At 60.2% G+C, this 19,229-nt stretch carries 15 protein-coding genes and 2 pseudogenes; 12 read left to right on the top strand and 5 right to left on the bottom strand.

What is annotated here, in order from left to right:
- Positions 1-35: 35 nt before the first annotated feature.
- The 8 genes from QQL28_RS32165 (at position 36) to QQL28_RS32205 (ending at position 9,878) form a co-directional block, all read left to right on the top strand.
- Entirely contained in the window at positions 36-350 is a 315-nt protein-coding gene (locus QQL28_RS32165) for a hypothetical protein (RefSeq protein WP_284271993.1), read from the top strand.
- Positions 351-479: 129 nt separating this feature from the next.
- Positions 480-1,370 carry a SctD/MshK family protein gene (locus QQL28_RS32170; RefSeq protein WP_284271995.1) on the top strand — a complete coding sequence of 297 codons (891 nt, stop codon included), beginning with the start codon at positions 480-482 and terminating at the stop codon, positions 1,368-1,370.
- Positions 1,371-1,406: 36 nt separating this feature from the next.
- A complete protein-coding gene (locus QQL28_RS32175; RefSeq protein ID WP_284271997.1) occupies positions 1,407-1,940 on the top strand; it encodes a hypothetical protein in 534 nt (177 codons plus the stop codon).
- 2 nt (positions 1,941-1,942) lie between these two features.
- The gene (gene sctY / locus QQL28_RS32180) at positions 1,943-2,386 is read left to right on the top strand and encodes a type III secretion apparatus assembly chaperone SctY (protein ID WP_284271999.1); all 444 of its coding nucleotides are present in this window, start codon (positions 1,943-1,945) and stop codon (positions 2,384-2,386) included.
- Positions 2,367-4,475, top strand: coding sequence for a type III secretion system export apparatus subunit SctV (sctV, locus tag QQL28_RS32185; protein WP_284272002.1), 2,109 nt, complete (start codon positions 2,367-2,369; stop codon positions 4,473-4,475). The genes sctY and sctV overlap by 20 nt, the downstream gene beginning before the upstream one ends.
- 1,049 nt (positions 4,476-5,524) lie before the next feature.
- Entirely contained in the window at positions 5,525-6,112 is a 588-nt protein-coding gene (locus tag QQL28_RS32190) for a hypothetical protein (protein ID WP_284272005.1), read from the top strand.
- Positions 6,113-6,416: 304 nt separating this feature from the next.
- Positions 6,417-8,582 carry a phosphonoacetate hydrolase gene (phnA, locus tag QQL28_RS45980; RefSeq protein ID WP_348522536.1) on the top strand — a complete coding sequence of 722 codons (2,166 nt, stop codon included), beginning with the start codon at positions 6,417-6,419 and terminating at the stop codon, positions 8,580-8,582.
- A gap of 3 nt (positions 8,583-8,585) precedes the next feature.
- The gene (locus QQL28_RS32205) at positions 8,586-9,878 is read left to right on the top strand and encodes an alkaline phosphatase family protein (RefSeq protein ID WP_284272009.1); all 1,293 of its coding nucleotides are present in this window, start codon (positions 8,586-8,588) and stop codon (positions 9,876-9,878) included.
- A gap of 418 nt (positions 9,879-10,296) precedes the next feature.
- Here QQL28_RS32205 and QQL28_RS32215 read toward each other — a convergent pair whose 3' ends face one another.
- Positions 10,297-10,482, bottom strand: coding sequence for a hypothetical protein (locus tag QQL28_RS32215; RefSeq protein WP_284272011.1), 186 nt, complete (start codon positions 10,480-10,482; stop codon positions 10,297-10,299).
- 710 nt (positions 10,483-11,192) lie between these two features.
- On the opposite strand from QQL28_RS32215, the pseudogene QQL28_RS32220 reads away from it, so the two are divergent.
- A pseudogene (locus QQL28_RS32220) lies at positions 11,193-12,233 on the top strand (glycosyltransferase family 2 protein); the annotation flags it as partial.
- Between the two features lie 198 nt (positions 12,234-12,431).
- The gene (locus QQL28_RS32225; protein ID WP_284272043.1) at positions 12,432-13,205 is read left to right on the top strand and encodes a class I SAM-dependent methyltransferase; all 774 of its coding nucleotides are present in this window, start codon (positions 12,432-12,434) and stop codon (positions 13,203-13,205) included.
- Between the two features lie 476 nt (positions 13,206-13,681).
- Here QQL28_RS32225 and QQL28_RS32230 read toward each other — a convergent pair whose 3' ends face one another.
- Positions 13,682-14,359 (bottom strand): class I SAM-dependent methyltransferase, encoded by a 678-nt coding sequence (locus QQL28_RS32230; protein ID WP_284272013.1) that lies wholly within the window; start codon positions 14,357-14,359, stop codon positions 13,682-13,684.
- Between the two features lie 416 nt (positions 14,360-14,775).
- On the opposite strand from QQL28_RS32230, the gene QQL28_RS32235 reads away from it, so the two are divergent.
- Positions 14,776-15,081, top strand: a complete 306-nt coding sequence (locus tag QQL28_RS32235; RefSeq protein WP_284272016.1) for a hypothetical protein — start codon at positions 14,776-14,778, stop codon at positions 15,079-15,081.
- Positions 15,078-17,168, top strand: a complete 2,091-nt coding sequence (locus QQL28_RS32240; protein WP_284272019.1) for a recombinase family protein — start codon at positions 15,078-15,080, stop codon at positions 17,166-17,168. The genes QQL28_RS32235 and QQL28_RS32240 overlap by 4 nt, the downstream gene beginning before the upstream one ends.
- Here the strand turns inward: QQL28_RS32240 and tnpB are convergent.
- The 3 genes and pseudogenes from tnpB to QQL28_RS32255 all read right to left on the bottom strand — a co-directional run.
- Positions 17,156-17,350, bottom strand: a pseudogene (gene tnpB, locus QQL28_RS32245) (IS66 family insertion sequence element accessory protein TnpB); the annotation flags it as partial. The gene QQL28_RS32240 and the pseudogene tnpB sit on opposite strands and share 13 nt — an antisense overlap.
- A 379-nt stretch (positions 17,351-17,729) precedes the next feature.
- Entirely contained in the window at positions 17,730-18,935 is a 1,206-nt protein-coding gene (locus QQL28_RS32250; RefSeq protein WP_284272022.1) for an IS91 family transposase, read from the bottom strand.
- A gap of 10 nt (positions 18,936-18,945) precedes the next feature.
- Positions 18,946-19,229, bottom strand: a 284-nt coding sequence (locus QQL28_RS32255) for a tyrosine-type recombinase/integrase (RefSeq protein ID WP_284272026.1), incomplete at its 5' end; no start/stop codon positions are given.

A 19,229-nucleotide genomic window follows, 5' to 3' on the forward strand; every position in this document is an offset into this window, starting at 1 on the left:
CGATGGCGGCAGATACAAGCGGAAGGTGAAACGATATGGTCAACAAAGTTGGTTCTGGCTCTCATGGTGGTGATAAAGGCCTCGATGAAAGCAAGGCTGAGAATAAGTCGGGGGGCGACAAGTCAAAGGACGCGGCCGATAAGTCGAATAATGGTAGCAATGCGGCTACGGGGGCATCGGGCGGTGCGACTGTGGCCGAGAAGGTTGGTGGTGCCGCCACGTTCGAGGCGCTCATCGCAGAGCTGAAGGCTGTTAACCAGCAAGCCATGATGCAAGACATACGGCTGCGTTCATTGTCGACCGAGCTCTCGAGCGAGAGGAAGGCGGCGAGCGAGCGTGTCAACGGCTAGCGCTGGAAAAGCGGGGCAGTCCTTGCTCCGCTTTTTTCCGTCGTGGCGGCGATGTCGCTAGTGTGGCTTGGAAGTAGAGTCGTGCGGCAATCGCCTGCCCCTGCTCCTCTTGGTTCATGGGGATTGTCCGTGAATGAGGCTGCCTCCTTCCATTTCGAGGTGCTATCGGGACTTTATGCCGGTCTAAGCGGAAAAGCAGCTGGCGGAGCCAGTCTTATCGGCAGTGGCTTCGACGCAGATATGATCTTTGTCGAACAAGAGCTTGAGCTGCATCACCTTCGTGTCACCCTCGTTGGCAACTCGATTGAGATCGAGGCGCTTGCGGCCATAAGCACGACTGCGGGCGAGGGGGAGATTGCCGCAGGCGAGCGCGTTGTTCATTCCCTTCCCGTCGTGGTTCACGCGGGCGCGATGTCCATTCGCTGGTCGATGCAGAATGCGATCGTCGACAGTTCGATCGGCCCATCGCGCGCTTCGATCTCGGCGCTGGCCATCGTGTTGCTCGGGCTTGTCGCGATCGGCGCTTTCTCGAGCGTTTTCTTCAAGGTCAGCGCAGGTGCACAGAGCGCCAGTGCGCCACCTGCCGCCGAGCTTGCACCCAAGCTGCGTATGGTTCGGCCGAATGATCGGCGTGCCCAAGACGCAGCCGAGCTGTTGAAACAGGAAGTTGTTAAGGCGGGCCTGCTCGATATCAGGGTCGGTTCTGGGCCAGGCTTTGTCAGTGCTGAGGGAACCGTCACACCTGCAACCCTTGCGAAGTGGCAGGAGCTCCAACAACGGTTCGATGGTCAGACAAATGGCGCGCTAACGTTGGTAAACGGAGTGTTGGTTAAGGAAGATAAGCAGCCATCCGCAATTCCTCTCGAGGCTGTTTGGCGTGGAGAGCAGCCCTATCTGCTTATCGGTGGACAGAAATATTTCGTCGGTGCTCTGTTGGCTGACGGATGGTCGGTTGATCGAATTGAGGAGGGGCGTGTGCTGCTAAGTCGGAATGGCCGTTTTGCTGCCCTCGCCTACTAGACGTTCGAAAGCTTCGGAAAGAAACTAGGAGACGTCATGTCAAAGCTGTCCCGCCACGATGTCAGGCCTGGCACTGCTTCGCAGAGATTCGATGAGCACCATCATGCGCCGGGCATCGAGCCAACCATTCGCCAACTCAACAAGGCTGAGATCGACGGTCCTCGTGCAAACGGCGAGAAGGATCACGCGTCGGCTCGGCGGGAACTGAATGCGTCATATTTGCCGCTGGATGCAGCGATCGAAGCCGTATTGGAAGCCAAAGACATTGATGCAGTCGGGCGCGTCGGTCTCAACCGCACCCGCATTAATGAGGTCGACTTACGCGCAGGTCTAGCGTCGCTTCATGGGCACGATATTGCGCATGATCTCTTCGCCTTCGTCACGCCACGGCTGCGCAATCCGGACATGCTGCGGGCAGAGCCGTACGGTATTCTCCTGGAACGTCTTGCCTCTAAGCTCTTGGCCGCGCCTGCGGATACGATGGCCCGCGAAGGTGTCGTCGTCCTGCAGCAGACCCTGCAGTGGCTAATCCTGCTCCGGCAGAATAGGAACAGCTTGATCGAAGCCTAAGCATGGTCATCTCCGATGGAGCGCATCCGACAACAGAGGTTTCGAAAGCCGGTAACGTCTCGCTGAGCTCCGGGCAGGCGCGCGATTTGCTCTGCGCCCTTTCTTATCTTCATCTTGCATGCGGGCAGGGCGCACAATGCGTAGCTCTCTTGCGGCTCATCGTCGGCAACAACTCCCAAGACGTCGATTTGCTACGGATTCTCGCCTACGCCCTCATCTCGGAGGGCCTTGGCGATGAAGCGTTACCGATCGTGGATAGACTTGACACACTTGATGACGATCCGTCCTCGCGCATCCCGTTGACGCTTTTACGTAGCCATGCCTTGCGGCGGGCCGGCCGCATGGACGAGGCGCGCGCGGTTTTCCAAAACTATGTTTCGCTGCGTGCCGGCACAGTTCTTAACGACCAAGGATCAGAAGGGCACCATGACCAACGTCCTGCGTGACATCATTGTGCGCGCGTCGGCCAACTCCGATTTGATGGTCGCGTTGATGCTGCTTCTGACGATCAGCATGATGATCATGCCGATCCCGATAGTAGCGATCGATACGCTCATTGGCTTCAATCTGGGCTTCGCCATACTGCTGTTGATGGTTGCGCTCTATATCAGCACGCCGCTTGAGTTCTCGTCCTTGCCGAGCGTCATTCTGATCTCGACAGTATTCCGTCTGGCGCTCACCATCTCGACGACGCGACTGATCTTGGCCGAGGGGGATGCTGGCAGCATCATTCACACGTTCGGTGACTTCGTCATATCGGGAAATATCGTCGTCGGCATTGTCATATTCTTGGTTGTGACCATGGTGCAATTCATCGTCGTCGCCAAGGGCGCTGAACGGGTGGCGGAGGTGGCGGCGCGCTTCACGCTCGATGCTCTGCCCGGCAAGCAGATGGGGATCGATGCGGAGCTGCGCAATGGCCATATCGACCAGGACGAGGCCCGCAGCCGGCGCGCGACATTGGAGAAAGAAAGCCAGCTTTATGGGGCCATGGACGGCGCCATGAAATTCGTGAAGGGCGATGCCATCGCGGGGTTGGTGGTTATCTGCATCAATATGCTCGGTGGGGTCACCATTGGCCTGCTCTCCAAGGGCATGACTTTCGCCGAGGCGCTCCAACAGTATACCCTGCTGACGATAGGTGATGCTCTCATTTCGCAGATTCCCTCGCTCCTGCTCTCGATTACAGCCGGAACAATCATCACTCGCGTCAATGGAGTTGCCAAGCTCAATCTTGGTACCGATATCGTCAACCAGCTCACGGCCAATCCTCACGCATTGCGACTGGCTGCCTGCGTCTTGGTTGTAATGGGGGCCATTCCGGGTTTCCCGCTCCCCGTCTTCTTCGTTTTAGCCGCGGTTTTTGTGGCAGCGAGCTTTGCCGACGGTGTAATCCACAGCGCTAAGAAAAGCGCGGATGTCTCCAGTCCGGCCACCGCTCAGCCTCCCAAGCAAACCGTGCCTGCGGAGGCACTTCCAATCGCGTTGTACCTCGCACCAAGTCTGATACAGGCGATCGACAAAGACGAATTGCAACAGCACATTGCGCGTGTTTCGGGATTGGTCTCAGCTGATCTGGGCATCACGATTCCGCGCATCCCCGTCGAGGTCGACGAGCGCTTGCCAGCGTCGCAGTTCAGGGTGGATGTCGAGGGCGTGCCGGTCGACCAGGATTTAGTTGATCCAACGCAGCTCGCGCTCAACGATGATGTGGCCAACATTGAACTCAGCGGGATCCCTTTCCGGCATGACCCGGAGACGGACAAAATCTGGATTGAACAAAGCAATGCACCGGCGCTCAAGGCAGCAGGCATCGGGCACCGCCGTCCTGTTGAAATTCTGGCCTTGCGGGTCCATTCGGCGTTGACCCGCTATGCACAGTGCTTGGTGGGTATCCAGGAGACGCGCCAATTGCTGGCCCGAATGGAGGCGGAGTATTCCGATCTGGTGAAGGAGGTTTTGCGTACGACCCCGATTCCTAAGGTCGCCGATGTCCTGCGGCGCCTTTTGGACGAGGGAATTCCGATCCGAAATACCCGGCTGGTTTTGGAAGCATTGGCCGAATGGAGTGGACGAGAACAAAACACCGTCCTGCTCACGGAATATGTTCGCTCCGGTTTGAAGCGGCAGATCTGCCACCGCTATGCCAACGCGCACCGTGTCGTGCCCGTCTTTATCATCGAGCGTCAAACTGAGGAGATCGTGCGCAGCGCGGTGCGCGATACGGCCAAAGGGCCCTACCTGGTCTTGACGGAGGGGCAAAGCGAAGCGCTGCTGTCAAAGATGCGTCAGATCAATTCGAACAGAGTTCCAGGTCAGACCCAACCAGTTATCCTTGCTTCGATGGACGTACGACGCTTTGTCCGCGGTTTCCTCACCCGCAATGGGATCGATCTTGCTGTTCTATCCTATCAGGACCTTGCCCCGGACTTCACAATCCAGCCCGCTGGATCGATCACATTGACGGCTACGAAGGACAAGGCTCCCTCGGAGCAACTTCGCAATATGCTCACGACAGCCGACTCACCGGCTTAGCACTCGATTTGAGAAGGGTCGTATGAATTCAAGTCGGAAAACAGTCCCAACGCTCTTGCGTCCATTTTGGCCGCTCTCGTGCTCGGCTTTTTTCGTCATTCTGGGGCTCGGAGGCTGCGCCAGCTGGGACAGACCCGCTCTTCAAGTGCAGGAGACGCCGTCGCCACAATTGCTTGGCGCCAAAGATATCGATCCCGCTATGCGTGAACGCATCGATCGCGCGATCGGCCGGAATTCTGACTAGAGGCTCTGCTCGACGCGCTGAGGCGGAAAACCGCGGAATGTCGATCGCTGTAGATCGTCTCGCCGCTAAAGCGCCCGCATTAGCGGCTTGAGATACTCATCAACATCTTGCCGGTGTCACGAGGCGCCTCGCACGCGCCGAGACAAATCCTTATCCCGACAACGGGGCAGGCATGGTGAGGCACAAGCACAGGATCGACAGGCAATCGCGGCAGCCACAAGCGAACCGGATGCTGCGTGACAAATTGACATGTCGGTGACGCTCGATGCGAACGCGATACGGCAAAGGCCATCATGCAATGGATGAGCAGCCGTTAGCCACGCCAGTATCTGAACTTCACACTCCCGACCTATCTTCTGAGTCTGAGAACGTTTCGGCTTCTCGAAGGCCAGCCGCCGGGCACAAAAATCTCGGTGTCCACACGACAATGCCGCGCCGGGTTCGTCAGCTCGTGGTCAGCTCGGCGTCGTTAACTAAAAAGTCCGGCTACTTAGCTTCGTCATAATCCAAGGGAGTCAGCGAGGAGCATGTGTCCTCGTTGCACTTGCGCATCTTATTTTGCAGCGAGCCGCACGATTGTGATACCCCCTCTGCTCCCATCCGTGCCGATGACCGGAGTGCCCAAAGGAGCCATGGTGGCGCACAACATCGCGAAGAATACTTCGTCGGGTGAAGGTTCGCGCAACGATCTAGCATTCAGAGGATCGCGAACTGACGCGCTCCCCCCACATGGGCACTTGTTATCGCCGCTGAAGTCGTTCAGCGTCCACGTTCCAACCTTGCTGAGCTGGACTTAAGACATCTGGTGAACGGTTTCAGCAAGTGGCCGGAAGAGACGGAAACGGGCCGAGCCGTAGCCGCGATTGCCGGTGAGGTCCGTCGCCGCTCGGACCGCCTGCCTGGTTTAACCAGCCGAGGCTTGGCGAACCTGGTGAACGGCTTCAGTAAGTGGCCGGAAGGGGCGGATTGTTGCGAGGCAACGCTCGCGATCGCGCGTGAAGTCCTTCGGCGTCAGCTTTCCGATTTTGCGCCGCAAGACCTCCCAAACTTAGTGAACGGCTTCTGCAAGTGGCCGGAAGCTGCACGGACGCGCCAAGCCACAGTTGGTATCGCTGCCGATTTCCCTGGGATTATTACGAGCGGATTGCCACCGTTCCATCGGCGGAAGCGTTCCGCAGTACGGCAGCATCCGGATGCAGCGCAGATCAAAACGAAGCGAAAGAGCGGTGAGAGCTATGCATTACCCGCGCATGTCGCGGCGGAAGCAACAAGAGCGTCGGATAAAGTCGATCTCGCCTCGTGCTGCATCAATATCGACTGCGCAATCAGGCGGGTGCCACGGCCCTGCAGCAATGAAGTGATCGGAGTGAAGTTGGACGAATCCATGGATTGATGGTCGCGGCCGTCCTTTTGGCCAGATCATGATCGCGGCACCACACGAGGCGCGCAGATGTGCGGCAAGCCGTTGGCGAGCCGCTCGGTCCCCTGCACGGGCTCCCCATGGGGGTGAGGGACGTCTTCGATACTGCCGATATGCCGTCGGAGTAGGGTAGTGCGCTTTATTGGGCGAGGGTCCCGCAAGCGGACGCCGCGGCGGTCGGCAAGCTGCGCGAGTCCCGGGCAATCATCCTCGGAAAGACTGCGACCTCCGAATTTTGGCATGTACCATCCACCGCCCGCGGAATCCGCAAGACCTTTTGCGCTCGCCAGGGGTTTCCTCCTCCGGCTCGGCCGCGGCCGTCGTGGACTATATGACGCCGCTTGCCCTTGGGACGCAGCATACGGCCTCGACCACGTTGCCCGCCTCCTTCTGCGGCGCCTTCGCTTTCAAGCCCTCTCTCGGCTTCACGGAAATGACGGGCTCGAACATTCTGGTGCCGCGGCTTGCGCACCTGGGCCTTTTGGCGCGCTCAGTCGACGATCTCGCGCTCTTCGCCGGCGCGTTCAACCCGACGCTTGCGGAACTCGATCCAGTCGAAAGATTTCCCTCCCCTCGCATCGCCTTTGTGCGCGGATCCGGTTGGACCAATGTGACCTTCGACGCGGCAACAGCACTTAAAAGCTTGCTGTCGCGGATTCGTGTGCCGATCCCCGAACTGGTCCTGCCGCCCGAATCCGATCGGGCCGCAGAGGTGACAATGGGTCTGCTCGATGCCCATCTTGCCTTCCGATTTGGTGGGCTGCCGGCGGACGATTTCGCGCAGCTATGCTCACCCCTACAGGCCGGAGTGCAGAACGGCAAGAATATGAGCGCGCCGCGCTATCTCGAGCTCGATGCTCTCGCCGATCGTCTGACGGCGCTCGCAGATCGTCTCTTCGCGGAGCACGACCTTCTTATCACTCTCTCGACGCTCGGCGAAGCGACGCGGCTCGAAGACGGGCCTGGTTCAGGCGTGATGTCGATGCCCTGGAGCCTCTGCGGCTTACCAACGCTTTCCCTGCCGCTGCTGCGAGGCAAGCAAGGATTACCGATTGGACTTCAGCTCATCGGCCAAAAGGGGCGGGACCGCTCTCTCTTGCAGGCTGGCCGCCTGGGTCGTCGCCGAAACCAGCCCAATCACCTTACACCAAGCCTGAGAATTGCAATGTCGCCTGAATTGTCGTGGTCGCATTCTGATCCCGCCCGCCCGCCGATCGAAGTCAACGGCCGTGTCTATCGCTGGCCAAAGCGACCGACGGTGGTGGTTTGCTTTGACGGCTGCGATCCGTCCTATCTGCAGGCCGCAAGCGCGGCGGGGGTTTTCCCGACTTTCGACCGCCTGCGGCGTACCGGCTATTGGGGGACGGCGCTTGCCGCAATGCCGACCTTTACGAACCCCAACAACGTATCCGTCGTCTGTGGTGTGCCGCCTGCCGTGCATGGCGTCTCGGGCAATTTCTACATCGACCGCGAGACTGGCCGAGAGGTCATGATGGTCGATGCCACGCCGATGCGCGCGCCCACCATCCTTGCCGCTTTCTCGCAAGCTGGCGCTTCCGTAGCGACCGTGACCGCGAAAGATAAATTGCGCAAGGCCCTCGGGCGCGATCTCGAAGGTATCGCCTTTTCAGCCGAAAAAGCGGACTCGGCGACAGAGTCCGAGAACGGCATCTCCGACGTGCAGGCACTGGTCGGCCGCACCACGCCGGACCAATATTCGGCTGATCTCTCACTCTTCGTGCTCGACGCGGGCGTGCGACTGCTCCAGACCCGGCGGCCGGAACTCATGTATCTTTCGCTATCCGACTATGTGCAGCACAAGCACGCTCCAGAAGAGGCTGAGGCTCTCGTTTTCATGGCCGAGGTGGACAGGCGCATCGGTGAATTCATTGAGCGCGGAGCGGTGGTCGGCATCGTCGCCGATCACGGCATGTCCGACATGGCGACAGAGGATGGTGCACCGAACGTACTCTATCTCGGCGATGCAATCGATGAAGCGTTCGGTCCCAATGCTGCCCGCGTCGTCTGCCCGATCACCGATCCCTTCGTGCGACATCATGGCGCGCTTGGCGGCTTCGTTCGCGTCCACCTGCTGCGCCGGGATGTGGAGATCGCCACGATCGCGGGCTTCATTCGGAGTCTGCCCGGAATTGCCCTTGCCCTGCCTCGCGATGAGGCTTGCGCCCGCTTTCTGTTGCCGGAGGACCGGGAAGGCGATCTCGCCGTCATCGCTGAGATGGGTGTGGCCCTTGGCGCGCACCGCGAGGGGCACGATCTCGCCCAGCTCGCCGGTCAGCGCCTGCGCTCGCATGGCGGCCTTTCCGAGCAGACCGTCCCGTTCATCCTCTCGCATCCGCTGCAGGCGGATGCGGCTGCATCCGTTTCTGGTCCCCTGCGAAACTATGACGTCTTCTCACTGGCGCTGAATGCGGTGGAAGTCTGAACCATGCGCCGCGTCGTCATCGTCACGCTCGACGGCCTGCGAGGGGACATGATCTCGGAGCAGACAACGCCGAAGCTTGTCAGCTTCGCCCGTCAGGCCGAGCGTTTCGCCGATTACCGGACGGTCTTTCCGTCATGCACCCGTGTCGTTTCGGCGAGCCTCGCCACCGGCTGTTATCCCGCGCGCCATGGCCTCCAGGGCAACTCCGTCGCACTGTTGGAGAACGGCAAACTTGCGTTGCGCGACGCCGGCGATCCCGAGTTCCTGCAGCACAAGCGGCGCGTAACGGGCACCTCGCTCGCTATGCCGACGCTGGCCCAGCGGGTGAAGGCAGTCGGCGGCGCCATCATCTTCAGCAACGTCTCGCCCGGCGCTGCCTATGCTCAAGATCCCGATGGGCATGGTCATGTCTACCATCGTGCCGGCTCCTTCGGGTTCGGCCGCGTGCCGGTCGCGGCGGGGGATCGTCTTAACGTGTCGCTCGACGTCGAGGGCGACAGGCACATGACCGAGCGCTTCATCGACGAGGTGCTACTGCCGCGCCGTCTACCCGTGGCCGTGCTCTGGCTCGGCGAGCCGGACCACATCCAGCACGAAGCGCCGCTCGGCTCGCCCGAGCACCTCGCGGTGCTCGCGGCGGCGGATGCTCATGCCGGCCTGGTCACGTCCGCGGTAGAGCAGTTGCGCGCTGCTGGCGACGACATCCTGCTTCGGATTGGCTCCGATCACGGCCATCAGACCGTGACCGGCGTCGTCGACATCGACGCCGAATTCGTGATGGCGGGGCTGAAGGAGAGCGAGAGCTCCAACGATGTCATGGCCGTCTCGAACGGCACTTCGGCATTGGTCTATGTGGATCCAGACCGCACCCACGCTCTGCCTGCACTACGCACCTTTCTCACGTCTCGCGACTGGGTCGGTGCAGTCTTCGGTTCCGACGAACTCGCACAGATCGGCCAGAAACCGGAGGGCGGCCTTGCCTTCGCCGTCTCGATGGCGGCGAGCGAGGCGGCCAACGCTTTCGGCGTTCCGGGCGCGAGCCTCGTTGCCGAGCCCGCCACAGGCAAGTCTGACCGCCTTGGCTGCGGCCAGCATGGCGGGCTGGCGCGCTATGAGCAGACGCCCTTCCTGATGGTCTCTGGTCCCGGCTTCCAGCCAGGTGCCGTCCGGCGGGGCGTCGCCCGCATCATTGATATCGCGCCGACTGCGCTCGCTCATCTCGGACTTGATGCGACTGGCATGGACGGCGCGCCACTGCAACGCCCGATGGCCAGTACCCAGACCGAGGAGACGTGATGGGCGCCCTTTGCGCATCCAGCACCTGTCGCCGCTGCAGCGGGTACCCTTACTCGGGCCACTGGCGTCGCGCAATTCCTGAGCGCCTACGGCCAAAACAACAATTGCAATGGCAACGGAACGATCATCACGACGACCGACCGGTGACGCGACCCAGACGGGGGTGAACCAAAATCAATTGTCGCTGCAGGCGCGCGAGATCGCGGCGCAAAACGTCTCGCAGACCCTGACCCAATATCGCGCAGGAAGCGCTGCGGAATTCGATCAACATCCAGCCCACGATTTACCTCGACCAGGGTACGCAGATCATCGTGTTTGTTCGCAGGGATTTGGATTTCTCATCCCTCTATCTGGATCCGGTCAAGGAAGCCCTGCATGAGCTCAAGCGTGAGCGTGCCAGCACGAAGCCTGACAGTCTTCATTGATCTGGCGCTCGAGCCCGATCCGGGGTTGGCTTGAGGACGATCAGATCGTCGAAATTTGCGCCAATGGTCCCGGAGAAGTCTGGGTTGAACGGTTCGGCCAGTCGGCGATGGAACGGAATGTGGTGCCGGGCTTGACCGAGCATGCGATCCGGCATCTCGCCGAACGCGTCGCCGGACATTCAGGCCAGAGCATCAACGAGGAGCATCCGATCTGCGCGATATTCTCGCCTCGGCGAAAGAAGGGCAGGCAGACGCCTTCGTTCCGATTTCTATCACTCACGTCACAGTACCCACGAAAGCGGAATTTTTCACTGCACAGCGATTCTTGCCTTAGCCTTGTCAACGAGCGTGGAGTTCTTCCGCCGGCTTTCGTTACCTCAATCGCGCTCACCTAATGCGTAAAGACCGACGCGAGAAGACGATAAGCGGCTATCATGTCGACCATTTCCTTGAGCTAGCCAGTTAGCCTTCAGGCTTGCGCTGCTGATCCGGCCGTTTGCGGTACACGTTCGCGTCTTCGCTCGGCTTTTTCCTTCCGCAAGAGTTTCGATGACTCCGTTCTTCTTTGAACGGCCATATCCACCCCGCTCCGACGTGATAGACCCTCTACCAATTCTAGGAGGAGATTGTGGGGGCTCCAGTCAGTTAAAGGGTTTTCGAGGTTGATATCCATTGGAATGGGCCTCCGCCGCGGGGCGGGCAGGAAGGGGCCTATGCCAAGAGATAATGCGGTCGCTACCAATATATCGGCCTCACCCGTAGCTAATTCGCGAGCCACGGCGTCGCCGAGTTCTGCGGAGCAAGAGGCGCGACACGGCGCCGGTGGCTTCGCTGAATTATGTGTTGGACCGTGAGAGATCCGCTCTTTGTTCGGCTCGAGGTGTTCGTGATGCTGGGTAGCGATGTCTCAAGCTTGTCTACGCCCGCGGCCACTGCCGCTGCGAAGGGACTGTCAATTGTCGTGCCCGCCTATAACGAGGCGGCAAGCCTCGCCGCACTCCATCAGCGGATCTGCGATCTGGCCAAGGTGCTGCGGCAGCGCTACGGACTTGGTTGCGAAGTCGTCTATGTCGACGACGACTCTGGCGATGCAACGCATTCGATAGCGTGCACACTGCCGGCCTCTTCGGTCGACGTTCAGGTGATTTCGTTGTCACGCAATTTCGGCAAGGAGGCCGTGCTGATGGCTGGGCTCGATTATGCCCGCCGCGGCGCCGTACTGTTTATGGATGGCGACGGCCAGCATCCGCCGGCGCTGATTGAACAGCTCGCCAGCCACTGGATCGAGGGCGGCTATGACGTGGTCTATACCGCCAAAGCCCATCGCGATAATGAATCCCTGCTGCGGCGCCTTTCGGTGCACGGCTTCTACGCCCTGATCAACTGGGGTGCGCGGCAGAAGATCCCGGAAGATGCCGGCGACTTCCGCCTGCTCTCGCCGCGCGCAGTCGCAGCGCTGCGGCAGCTTCCCGAGCGGAACCGCTTCTTAAAAGGGTCAGCGAGCTGGATCGGCTTCCGCCAGATTCGGGTCGACTACGAGCCGGCGCCCCGCGCGCATGGTGTCGCGACCTTCAGCCTCATGCGGCTGCTTGGCCTGTCCATCGAGGGCCTGACGTCATTCTCGATGGTACCCTTGCGCTTTGCGAGCCTGCTCGGCGTGCCTTTGGCAACGGCCGCCTTCTTGTTCGGGCTCTGGATCAGCTGGGAAGTCTGGACCGCCGGAAAGCAGGTGCCTGGCAATCCATCGCTCGTCGTCGGCCTCATGACCATCGGTGGCGTGCAGCTCATCATGATTGGCATCGTCGGCGAATATATCGGCAAGATCCTGTCCGAATTGAAGGCGCGGCCAATCTACTTCGTCGCCGAGCACAGCGAGAAGCAGTTCGCGGTTGAGGGGCGGGTGAGCGCGAGTGAAAGGACCGCCGCGGAATTGAAATTGGGAGCTACCAGGGAAATGCACATAAATGAAGTTGGGCATGCGATCCATCAGACTACTGGTGCGGCGTCCGGCCGGCGCTGCCCGGCCTGTGGTGCGATCGAACCAGTGGCTGGCGATGAACCGATTTGGCCGATCGCCTGGCGCTGCCCTAGATGTGCGTACGTCGTTCCACAAGCGGAAGGGATTCCGATGTTCGCCCCCGAGCTCGCGAATACCGCCAGCGGATTCGATCCCGAAGCGTTCGACACGGTTGCCCAATTCGAGGCCGGGCATTTCTGGTTTGTCGCTCGCAACCGCTTGATCGTCGGCTTGGTGAATCGATTCTTTCCGCGAGCGCGCTCGTTCATGGAAATAGGCTGTGGGACTGGCTTCGTGCTGCGGGCGATTGCGGGATCCCGGGAGTGGGATCGCCTGGTCGGGTCCGAGTTACACCCTGCAGGGCTTGTGCATGCGAAGAAACATCTGCCGTCGAAGGTGGAGTTTGTCCAAATGGATGCACGTGACCTTCCAGCGGAGAGTATCTTCGACCTCACCGGCGCATTCGACGTGGTGGAACACATTGCTGACGATGAGGCGGTGCTGAAAGGCCTGCGAGCTGCTACGAAAAGCGGAGGCGGAACGATCATAACCGCGCCGCAGCATCCGTGGCTATGGAGCCGCGCGGACGAGATCTTTCACCATCAGCGCCGTTATCGCCGCGGCGAGCTGGAAACGAAGCTGCGCAGCAACGGCTTCGAAGTTCTGTTTTCATCGTCCTTTACTTCATTGCTCTTGCCGCTGCTGATGGCCAGCCGCTTGAAGCCCCGAAAGGCGAGCGCGATTGAAGACGTTTACGAGTACAAGCTAAATCCCATCATCAACGGGCTGTTGCGCGGTATACTCGAAGCTGAGGTTCGGATGGCTCTCGCGGGCGTCCGCTGGCCCGCAGGAGGCAGTCGGGTCGTAGTTGGACGAGCAACCTAAATTTGCCCTGGTTCGTGCGATGTCTGGGAAGTGCGATCAGAGATTGTGATAAGCTAGACCGATGATTTCGATGTGAGGCAGAAGTGTGCAGGCCCGCAGCTTCATTTGGGAATAATTGTCGCGTTTCAAGTTCTGTCCTTGCTGCTGCCCAAGCTCAGTCCCTCCGTCAGGCGTAGCCACCTTTAACCGCCAAGACTATCAGCTTGCCTCGAGTATCTTCATTCTGCTGGGGGAGCGTGGCGATCCCTCCGACCCGGCTTCGCCATTTTGGTTACGTCGCAGCAGCCTTCGCAACGAGCGGGCCCTGCCAAGCCGAAGCTCCGAAAGCTAGAGGGCCTACGTGACTTAAATCAGGATAGAGCGCGACGTACCGTTCCCGCGTCGACGCTTCCGCCGCCGGGCCGAGCGGCTCATAGCTCATTACTTCGGCACTAGCGGAGTATCTGATTGGCTTAAACTCTTGGTACAACCTTCTGTCAGTGGTGCGCCACGAATGTCATTCGCCATGGATTGTAGCCGGTGTTGCGGGGCGCGCGCGTGGCTCTGAATCCGGCCGCGCCGAGCTTTGCGATCATGTCGTCTTCGCTGTAGCGCTGGAGACCGATCCTGTTGCGCAGTAGCAGGTAGTCGGACAACGCGGTGTTGATCAGCCCGATCAGTGCATCGCGCAGGAAGCCGTGGGTCGCAGCAAAACGCAACAACGCCAGGACGTCTTTAGTCATGCCGACCCCGGGCGGCAGGTTGTCACCTAGCACAAAGCGGCTGAACGGCTTCAGCAGCCGATGGATCACGTCGAAGGCCGAATCTAGTTCCTCCGGCGTCATGTATTGCGCGACCCCATTCATCACGACGAGGTCGACCGAGTTCTCGTCCATTGATCGAAGATCGTCGAGCGAGCACACGCGGATCTTGGTGTTAGGCGCAAAGTGCGCGATCAGCCGGCTGCGCACGCCGGGCGCGGGCTCGGCCAGATAGAGTGTTGCGCAAGCATCCGCGACCCTCGCCGCTGAGAGCGCTTCGCCGCAGGCGTAATCCAGCAACACGGCATCGGGCGCGATGATGTCGCGCGCGATGACCTCAAAGTGCAGGTCGCGGTGCCGTCTGCTCACATAGATCGTATGCGTTGAATCGTAGTAATCGATCCATTCATCCATCGCGTTTCGTGTCCGGCGGCAGGGTCCCTGCCTCCAGGAACCAGCTTGGTGATGCGTTAGGCGTGCTTTGGATTCTCAAATCAGTCGGAGCGCGACACAACGCTGCTTTCTGGTAGGCAGGGTTCCTTGTACCGTAACCAGTATGAGCTCCCACGTCTGCAGTGATCAGCGCGCGCGAGCGTAGCGAGTCGGCATCCAGTATTGGCGCATGGCCTCGACGACCCCTGGAATTTCAGCATGGGCGTTGCGTAGGAATTCCTCGGCCTCGCGGCCTGGTCTTGGTGGTCCAAGCAGTGGACGCCCTTGATCGTCGACGCAATCCAGCCCGTCGAGCGAGGGCACATCGAAATATCCCCTCTCGGGAGTCTGACGAATCACCTGCCATCGAAGTTACAGTGTGCGAACCGACGCATCCGTTGTTCGGCCGCACGTTCCGCGTCATTCGCCGCTCGGTCCATGGTGGCGGCATCCCGCTTTCGTACGAGGTCGAATATCGAGACGGTGCCAGCCTTTTGATTCCGGTCGCGGCGACCGAACCACGGATGTCGATGGAGAATCGAACGAAGCTGAGCGTCGAGGCACTACACGATCTGACCTCTCTGGTTGAGCAGTTCGAACACGATGCCAATCGATCCGAAAGACCTTTGGGCCACGCTGTCAACGGCACTGCAGCGCCAAATCGTCAACGAGGTCGCCGCAGTGCTGGCGGAGGCAAGTCATGAAATCCGAGCTGGTCAAGCCGATACATCTGGCGCGACGGGCAGTCGTATACATCCGGCAGTCGACGACCCATCAGGTGGTGACCAACCAGGAGAGTCTGCGATTGCAATACGCGCTTCGCCAACGCGCCATCGAGCTCGGCTGGCCCGAAGCCGGTATCGACGTCATCGACGCTGATCTCGGCATCAGTGGAGCGTCGGCGGCTCAGCGCAGCGGCTTCAAGGAGCTGGTCGGACGTGTTGGGCTCAAAGAGGTTGGTCTGATCCTGTCGATCGACGTGACGCGCCTTGCCCGCAACTGCTCGGATTGGTATCCGCTGCTCGATATCTGCGGGCTGCACGGCTGCCTCATCGCCGACCGTGATGGCGTCTATGACCCTGGCAGCGCGAATGGCCGACTGCTGCTCGGCCTAAAGGGGACGATATCGGAGCTCGAGCTCCATACGATACGTAGTCGATTGACGGCTGGTCTTCTTGCCAAGGCGGAGCGCGGTGAGCTTGCGCTCACCTTACCGATCGGTCTTGTCCGCGATCCCTCTGGCGTTGTCGTCAAGGACCCGAACCTGGAGGTGCAGGAACGGCTCGAGCTGCTGTTCGAGACCTTCCTGAAAGTGCGCACTATTGCCAAGGTCATGCGTGAGTTCAACGACCGTGGTCTGGAGCTGCCGCGCCGCAATCGTCACGGCGATCTGCATTGGGCGCGGGCGACGACATCCGCGGTCGCCGCGATTCTGAAGAATCCTGCCTATGCGGGCGCCTTCGTCTACGGACGGACACGACTGCGCAAACCGTCGGACGGAAGATTACCGACGAAGGTGCCGAAGCCGATCGAGCAATGGCGGATCATCGTCAAGGACCGCTATCCTCCCTATATTGGTTGGCAAAGCTACGAGAAGATCAGGGGCATCGTCAGCGACAACCGAGCAGAATACATGCGCAACAAGACCAGGGGTGCTCCACGTGAGGGCGAACTACTGCTGCAAGGCATCGCATGGTGCGGAAGATGCGGTCACAAGATGTACGCTCGCTACAAGGGGGGAGCCGAGTACGTCTGCAATCACCTGCGTTCGCATCAGGGGCTACCGGCGTGCCAATACATCCGTGCTCGCCGCGTCGACGCCGCCGTGGCGCAAGCGTTCCTCACAGCGCTGGCGCCGGCCGAGATCGACGCATTGTCGTGCGCTCGTCGCGCTCAGCAACAGGCGTACAAAGCAATGCAGAGCGGTGCCGAGCAGCAGCTCGAACGCCGCCGCTACGAAGCAGCGCTCGCCGAACGTCAGTTCAACCGCGTCGATCCTGACAACCGGCTTGTCGCCGCCGAGCTCGAGCGCCGTTGGGAGGCGGCTCTGAAGGAGGTCCGAGTGGCAGAGGAGGCCCTGGTCCGTTTGAAGTCACCCCAGGCTATCGCTCAGATCACCGTCGGCAACAAGGCGCTGAGCGACAAAGTCGTTCGCCTCTCCGGCCGTCTGCCTGAGATCTGGACGGACCCGAGCACGACCGACGCGAAACGCAAGGCGCTGCTGCGCTGTCTCATTGACAAGGTGATCCTCGACCGTGGCGAGCACGACGTCGTCAGGATGAGGATCGTCTGGCGCGGCGGAGCCGTCACCGACATCGATGTAAAGATGCGCGTCAACTCAGTAGCGGATCTCACCCAAGGCGCGGAGATGCGAGAACGCGTGCTTGAACTCGCCCGCGCCAAGATGCACGACGACGAGATCGCTGCCATGTTGACGAGCGAAGGACACCGGTCACCAAATTGCCCCGACAAGGTGCTGCCTATCAGCGTCCAGCGCATTCGCTTGCACGCCGGCCTCAAGGGGCTTGCCGAGCAACGTACACGATGGCGCCATTCAACCGACTTGCTCAGTGCACAGCAACTTGCCGGCGTATTGAACATTCCAGTGAACTGGCTCTACGTTCAGATCAGGCAAGGGCGCCTTTTGATCGACCGACATCCTTCCGGTGCACATCTGTTCTCCAACACGTCGCGCGTGATTGAGGCTGTTCGAAAACTACGCAATCATGAGCTCGATCATCTTGATCTCAGAATCACTGAGCCTCACGAGGAGGGGCATCAACATGCGTAATCGAGCAGCATCGCGAGTTGTGTCGCACTTAGATGCACCACGCCGTCGCGGATCGGCGGCCAGGCGAAGCGCCCCTCGTGCAGCCACTTCGTCACCAGCACCATGCCGCTGCCATCCCATGCCAGAAGCTTCACTCTGTCCGCGCGCTTGCTGCGGAACACGAAGACGTCGCCGCAGTGCGGTTATGTTGCGTGCAACAGTAGAGAGCGTTTTTAGATTGGCGGCGCGTGGTTCGGTACCCAACACGAGCACTCGCGAGGGGCGCCGGTAAACTAAAAACGTGTTGGACGAAGCCGCGGGCACGCCGCTGCAGCTATGGGTGTTGAATCACTGCGCCGCTATTTGTGGACGTCGTGATCTGGACTGGAGACAAGTCCAAAGCGGACATTATCACGAGAGTACTGGGTGGAAGAGACAACTGTGAAGCGAAGTAGCCGAAAAATGCCAAGCGCCGGAGGTCTGGCCTCGGAAGGACGACAACAAGGCATCTATCGGCTACCACGGCGGCCGAAAGAATTGCGAAATGGAAGGTGGCGGTTCTTGGTTGATCGACGTGTCGCATCAAGAAGTATCCGGTGAACGAGCGGCGCTGAATGAGCCGGGCCCCAGGACCTCGACGCATACCATTCGGCCTTGATGACAGGATGGACATTGACGCAAGCAGGTGGCAGTGCGGTACTCAGTCTTCTCGGGGCAATCGGATGGCTCTTCCGGCTCCGAATGAGCGTCGGCGGAGATCATTCCGAGCAGTTCACGGCAGCGAGCGAGCTTTTGCTTGCGGTAGCGGTTACCCAGAAAACCGTAGTAGCGAATACGCTTGAAGCCTTCGGGCAGGATATGGATGAGGAAACGCCGGATGAATTCCCCGGCGTCCAGCGTCATTACTTTCCGCTGGCTTCCGTGGCGGTAATCCTTCCATCGAAAGCGCACTCTGCCGTCTTCGATATCGACGATACGGCTGTTGCTGATCGCTACCCGATGCGTATAGCGGCCGACATAGTGCACAACCTGTTCGGCGCTGCCAAATGGCGGCTTGGCGTAGACCACCCAGTTGATTCTGCGGACCTCGTTCAGATAACGCTGAAACGCAGCCGGATCACGCAACGGTTCCAGCGACGAGAAGAATTGTAGCTCGCCGGTATCGAACGACTTTTGCAAGGCGCTGAGAAATAGCCGCCGGAACAGGCGGGAAAGCACGGCCACGGGAAGAAAGAAGCCGGGCCGGCACGCGATCCAGCGGCTGCCATCCGGGGATGGTCCTCCTCCAGGAACGACGCAATGGAGGTGGGGATGGTGAAGGAGGTTTTGGCCCCAAGTATGAAGGACAGAAAAGAACCCGATCTCGGCACCGAGGTGCTTGGGGTCGGCAGCGATGGTCCGCAAAGTCTCTGCAGCTGTGCGGAACATAATATCGTACACGGTGCCGGCATTCTGGAACGCGATCGCTGCGATTTGGTCGGGTATGGTGAAAACAACGTGAAAATACTGCGTATCGAGAAGCTCCGCTTGTCGGGCTTCGATCCATTCTGCCCGCGCGAGCGATTGGCACTTGGGGCAGTTGCGCGAGCGGCAGCTATTGTAGGAGATCCGCCGCTCTCCGCAGTGATCGCACTGCTCGACATGGCCACCGAGCGCAGCCGTTCGGCAGCGCTCGATCGCCGTCATTGCTGCACGTCGTTCGGTCGATAGAGACCTCCAGTGCTGCTCGCGCCAGGCAGCACCATAGCGGCGGAAGATATCCGCCACTTCCGGACCTGAGCGTCCCATGGGGCCGCCGTCAGAAATGTTCAGGTGGCGGCGAAGGTGGTGCCTTAGGGATTGGGCGCGGCAGCAACTCCAGCGGGCTGGTCGCCGCACAGACTTTGTTCGTGGCTATCCGGAGATATTGCGCGGTTGTGGACAGACTGCGATGGCCAAGCAAGAGCTGGATGGTGCGAAGATCGGTGCCGGCCTCGAGTAGATGCACGGCGAAGGCATGCCGTAGCGAATGCGGCGTCACGGGCTTGGCAAGGCCCGATAGCCGATGCGCCTTGCTGCAGGCGTCCTGCACCGCGTTGGTCG

Source organism: Bradyrhizobium iriomotense (genome assembly GCF_030160715.1).
Lineage (GTDB): Bacteria > Pseudomonadota > Alphaproteobacteria > Rhizobiales > Xanthobacteraceae > Bradyrhizobium > Bradyrhizobium iriomotense.

Coding starts and splice junctions, on each gene's coding strand:
- QQL28_RS32205 (WP_284272009.1), top strand. CDS start 8,586: ATGCGCCGCGTCGTCATCGTCACGCTCGACGGCCTGCGAGGGGACATG.
- QQL28_RS32175 (WP_284271997.1), top strand. CDS start 1,407: ATGTCAAAGCTGTCCCGCCACGATGTCAGGCCTGGCACTGCTTCGCAG.
- QQL28_RS32230 (WP_284272013.1), bottom strand. CDS start 14,359: ATGGATGAATGGATCGATTACTACGATTCAACGCATACGATCTATGTG.
- QQL28_RS32225 (WP_284272043.1), top strand. CDS start 12,432: ATGTTCGCCCCCGAGCTCGCGAATACCGCCAGCGGATTCGATCCCGAA.
- sctV (WP_284272002.1), top strand. CDS start 2,367: ATGACCAACGTCCTGCGTGACATCATTGTGCGCGCGTCGGCCAACTCC.
- sctY (WP_284271999.1), top strand. CDS start 1,943: ATGGTCATCTCCGATGGAGCGCATCCGACAACAGAGGTTTCGAAAGCC.
- QQL28_RS32215 (WP_284272011.1), bottom strand. CDS start 10,482: ATGTCCGGCGACGCGTTCGGCGAGATGCCGGATCGCATGCTCGGTCAA.
- QQL28_RS32240 (WP_284272019.1), top strand. CDS start 15,078: ATGAAATCCGAGCTGGTCAAGCCGATACATCTGGCGCGACGGGCAGTC.
- QQL28_RS32165 (WP_284271993.1), top strand. CDS start 36: ATGGTCAACAAAGTTGGTTCTGGCTCTCATGGTGGTGATAAAGGCCTC.
- QQL28_RS32250 (WP_284272022.1), bottom strand. CDS start 18,935: ATGGGACGCTCAGGTCCGGAAGTGGCGGATATCTTCCGCCGCTATGGT.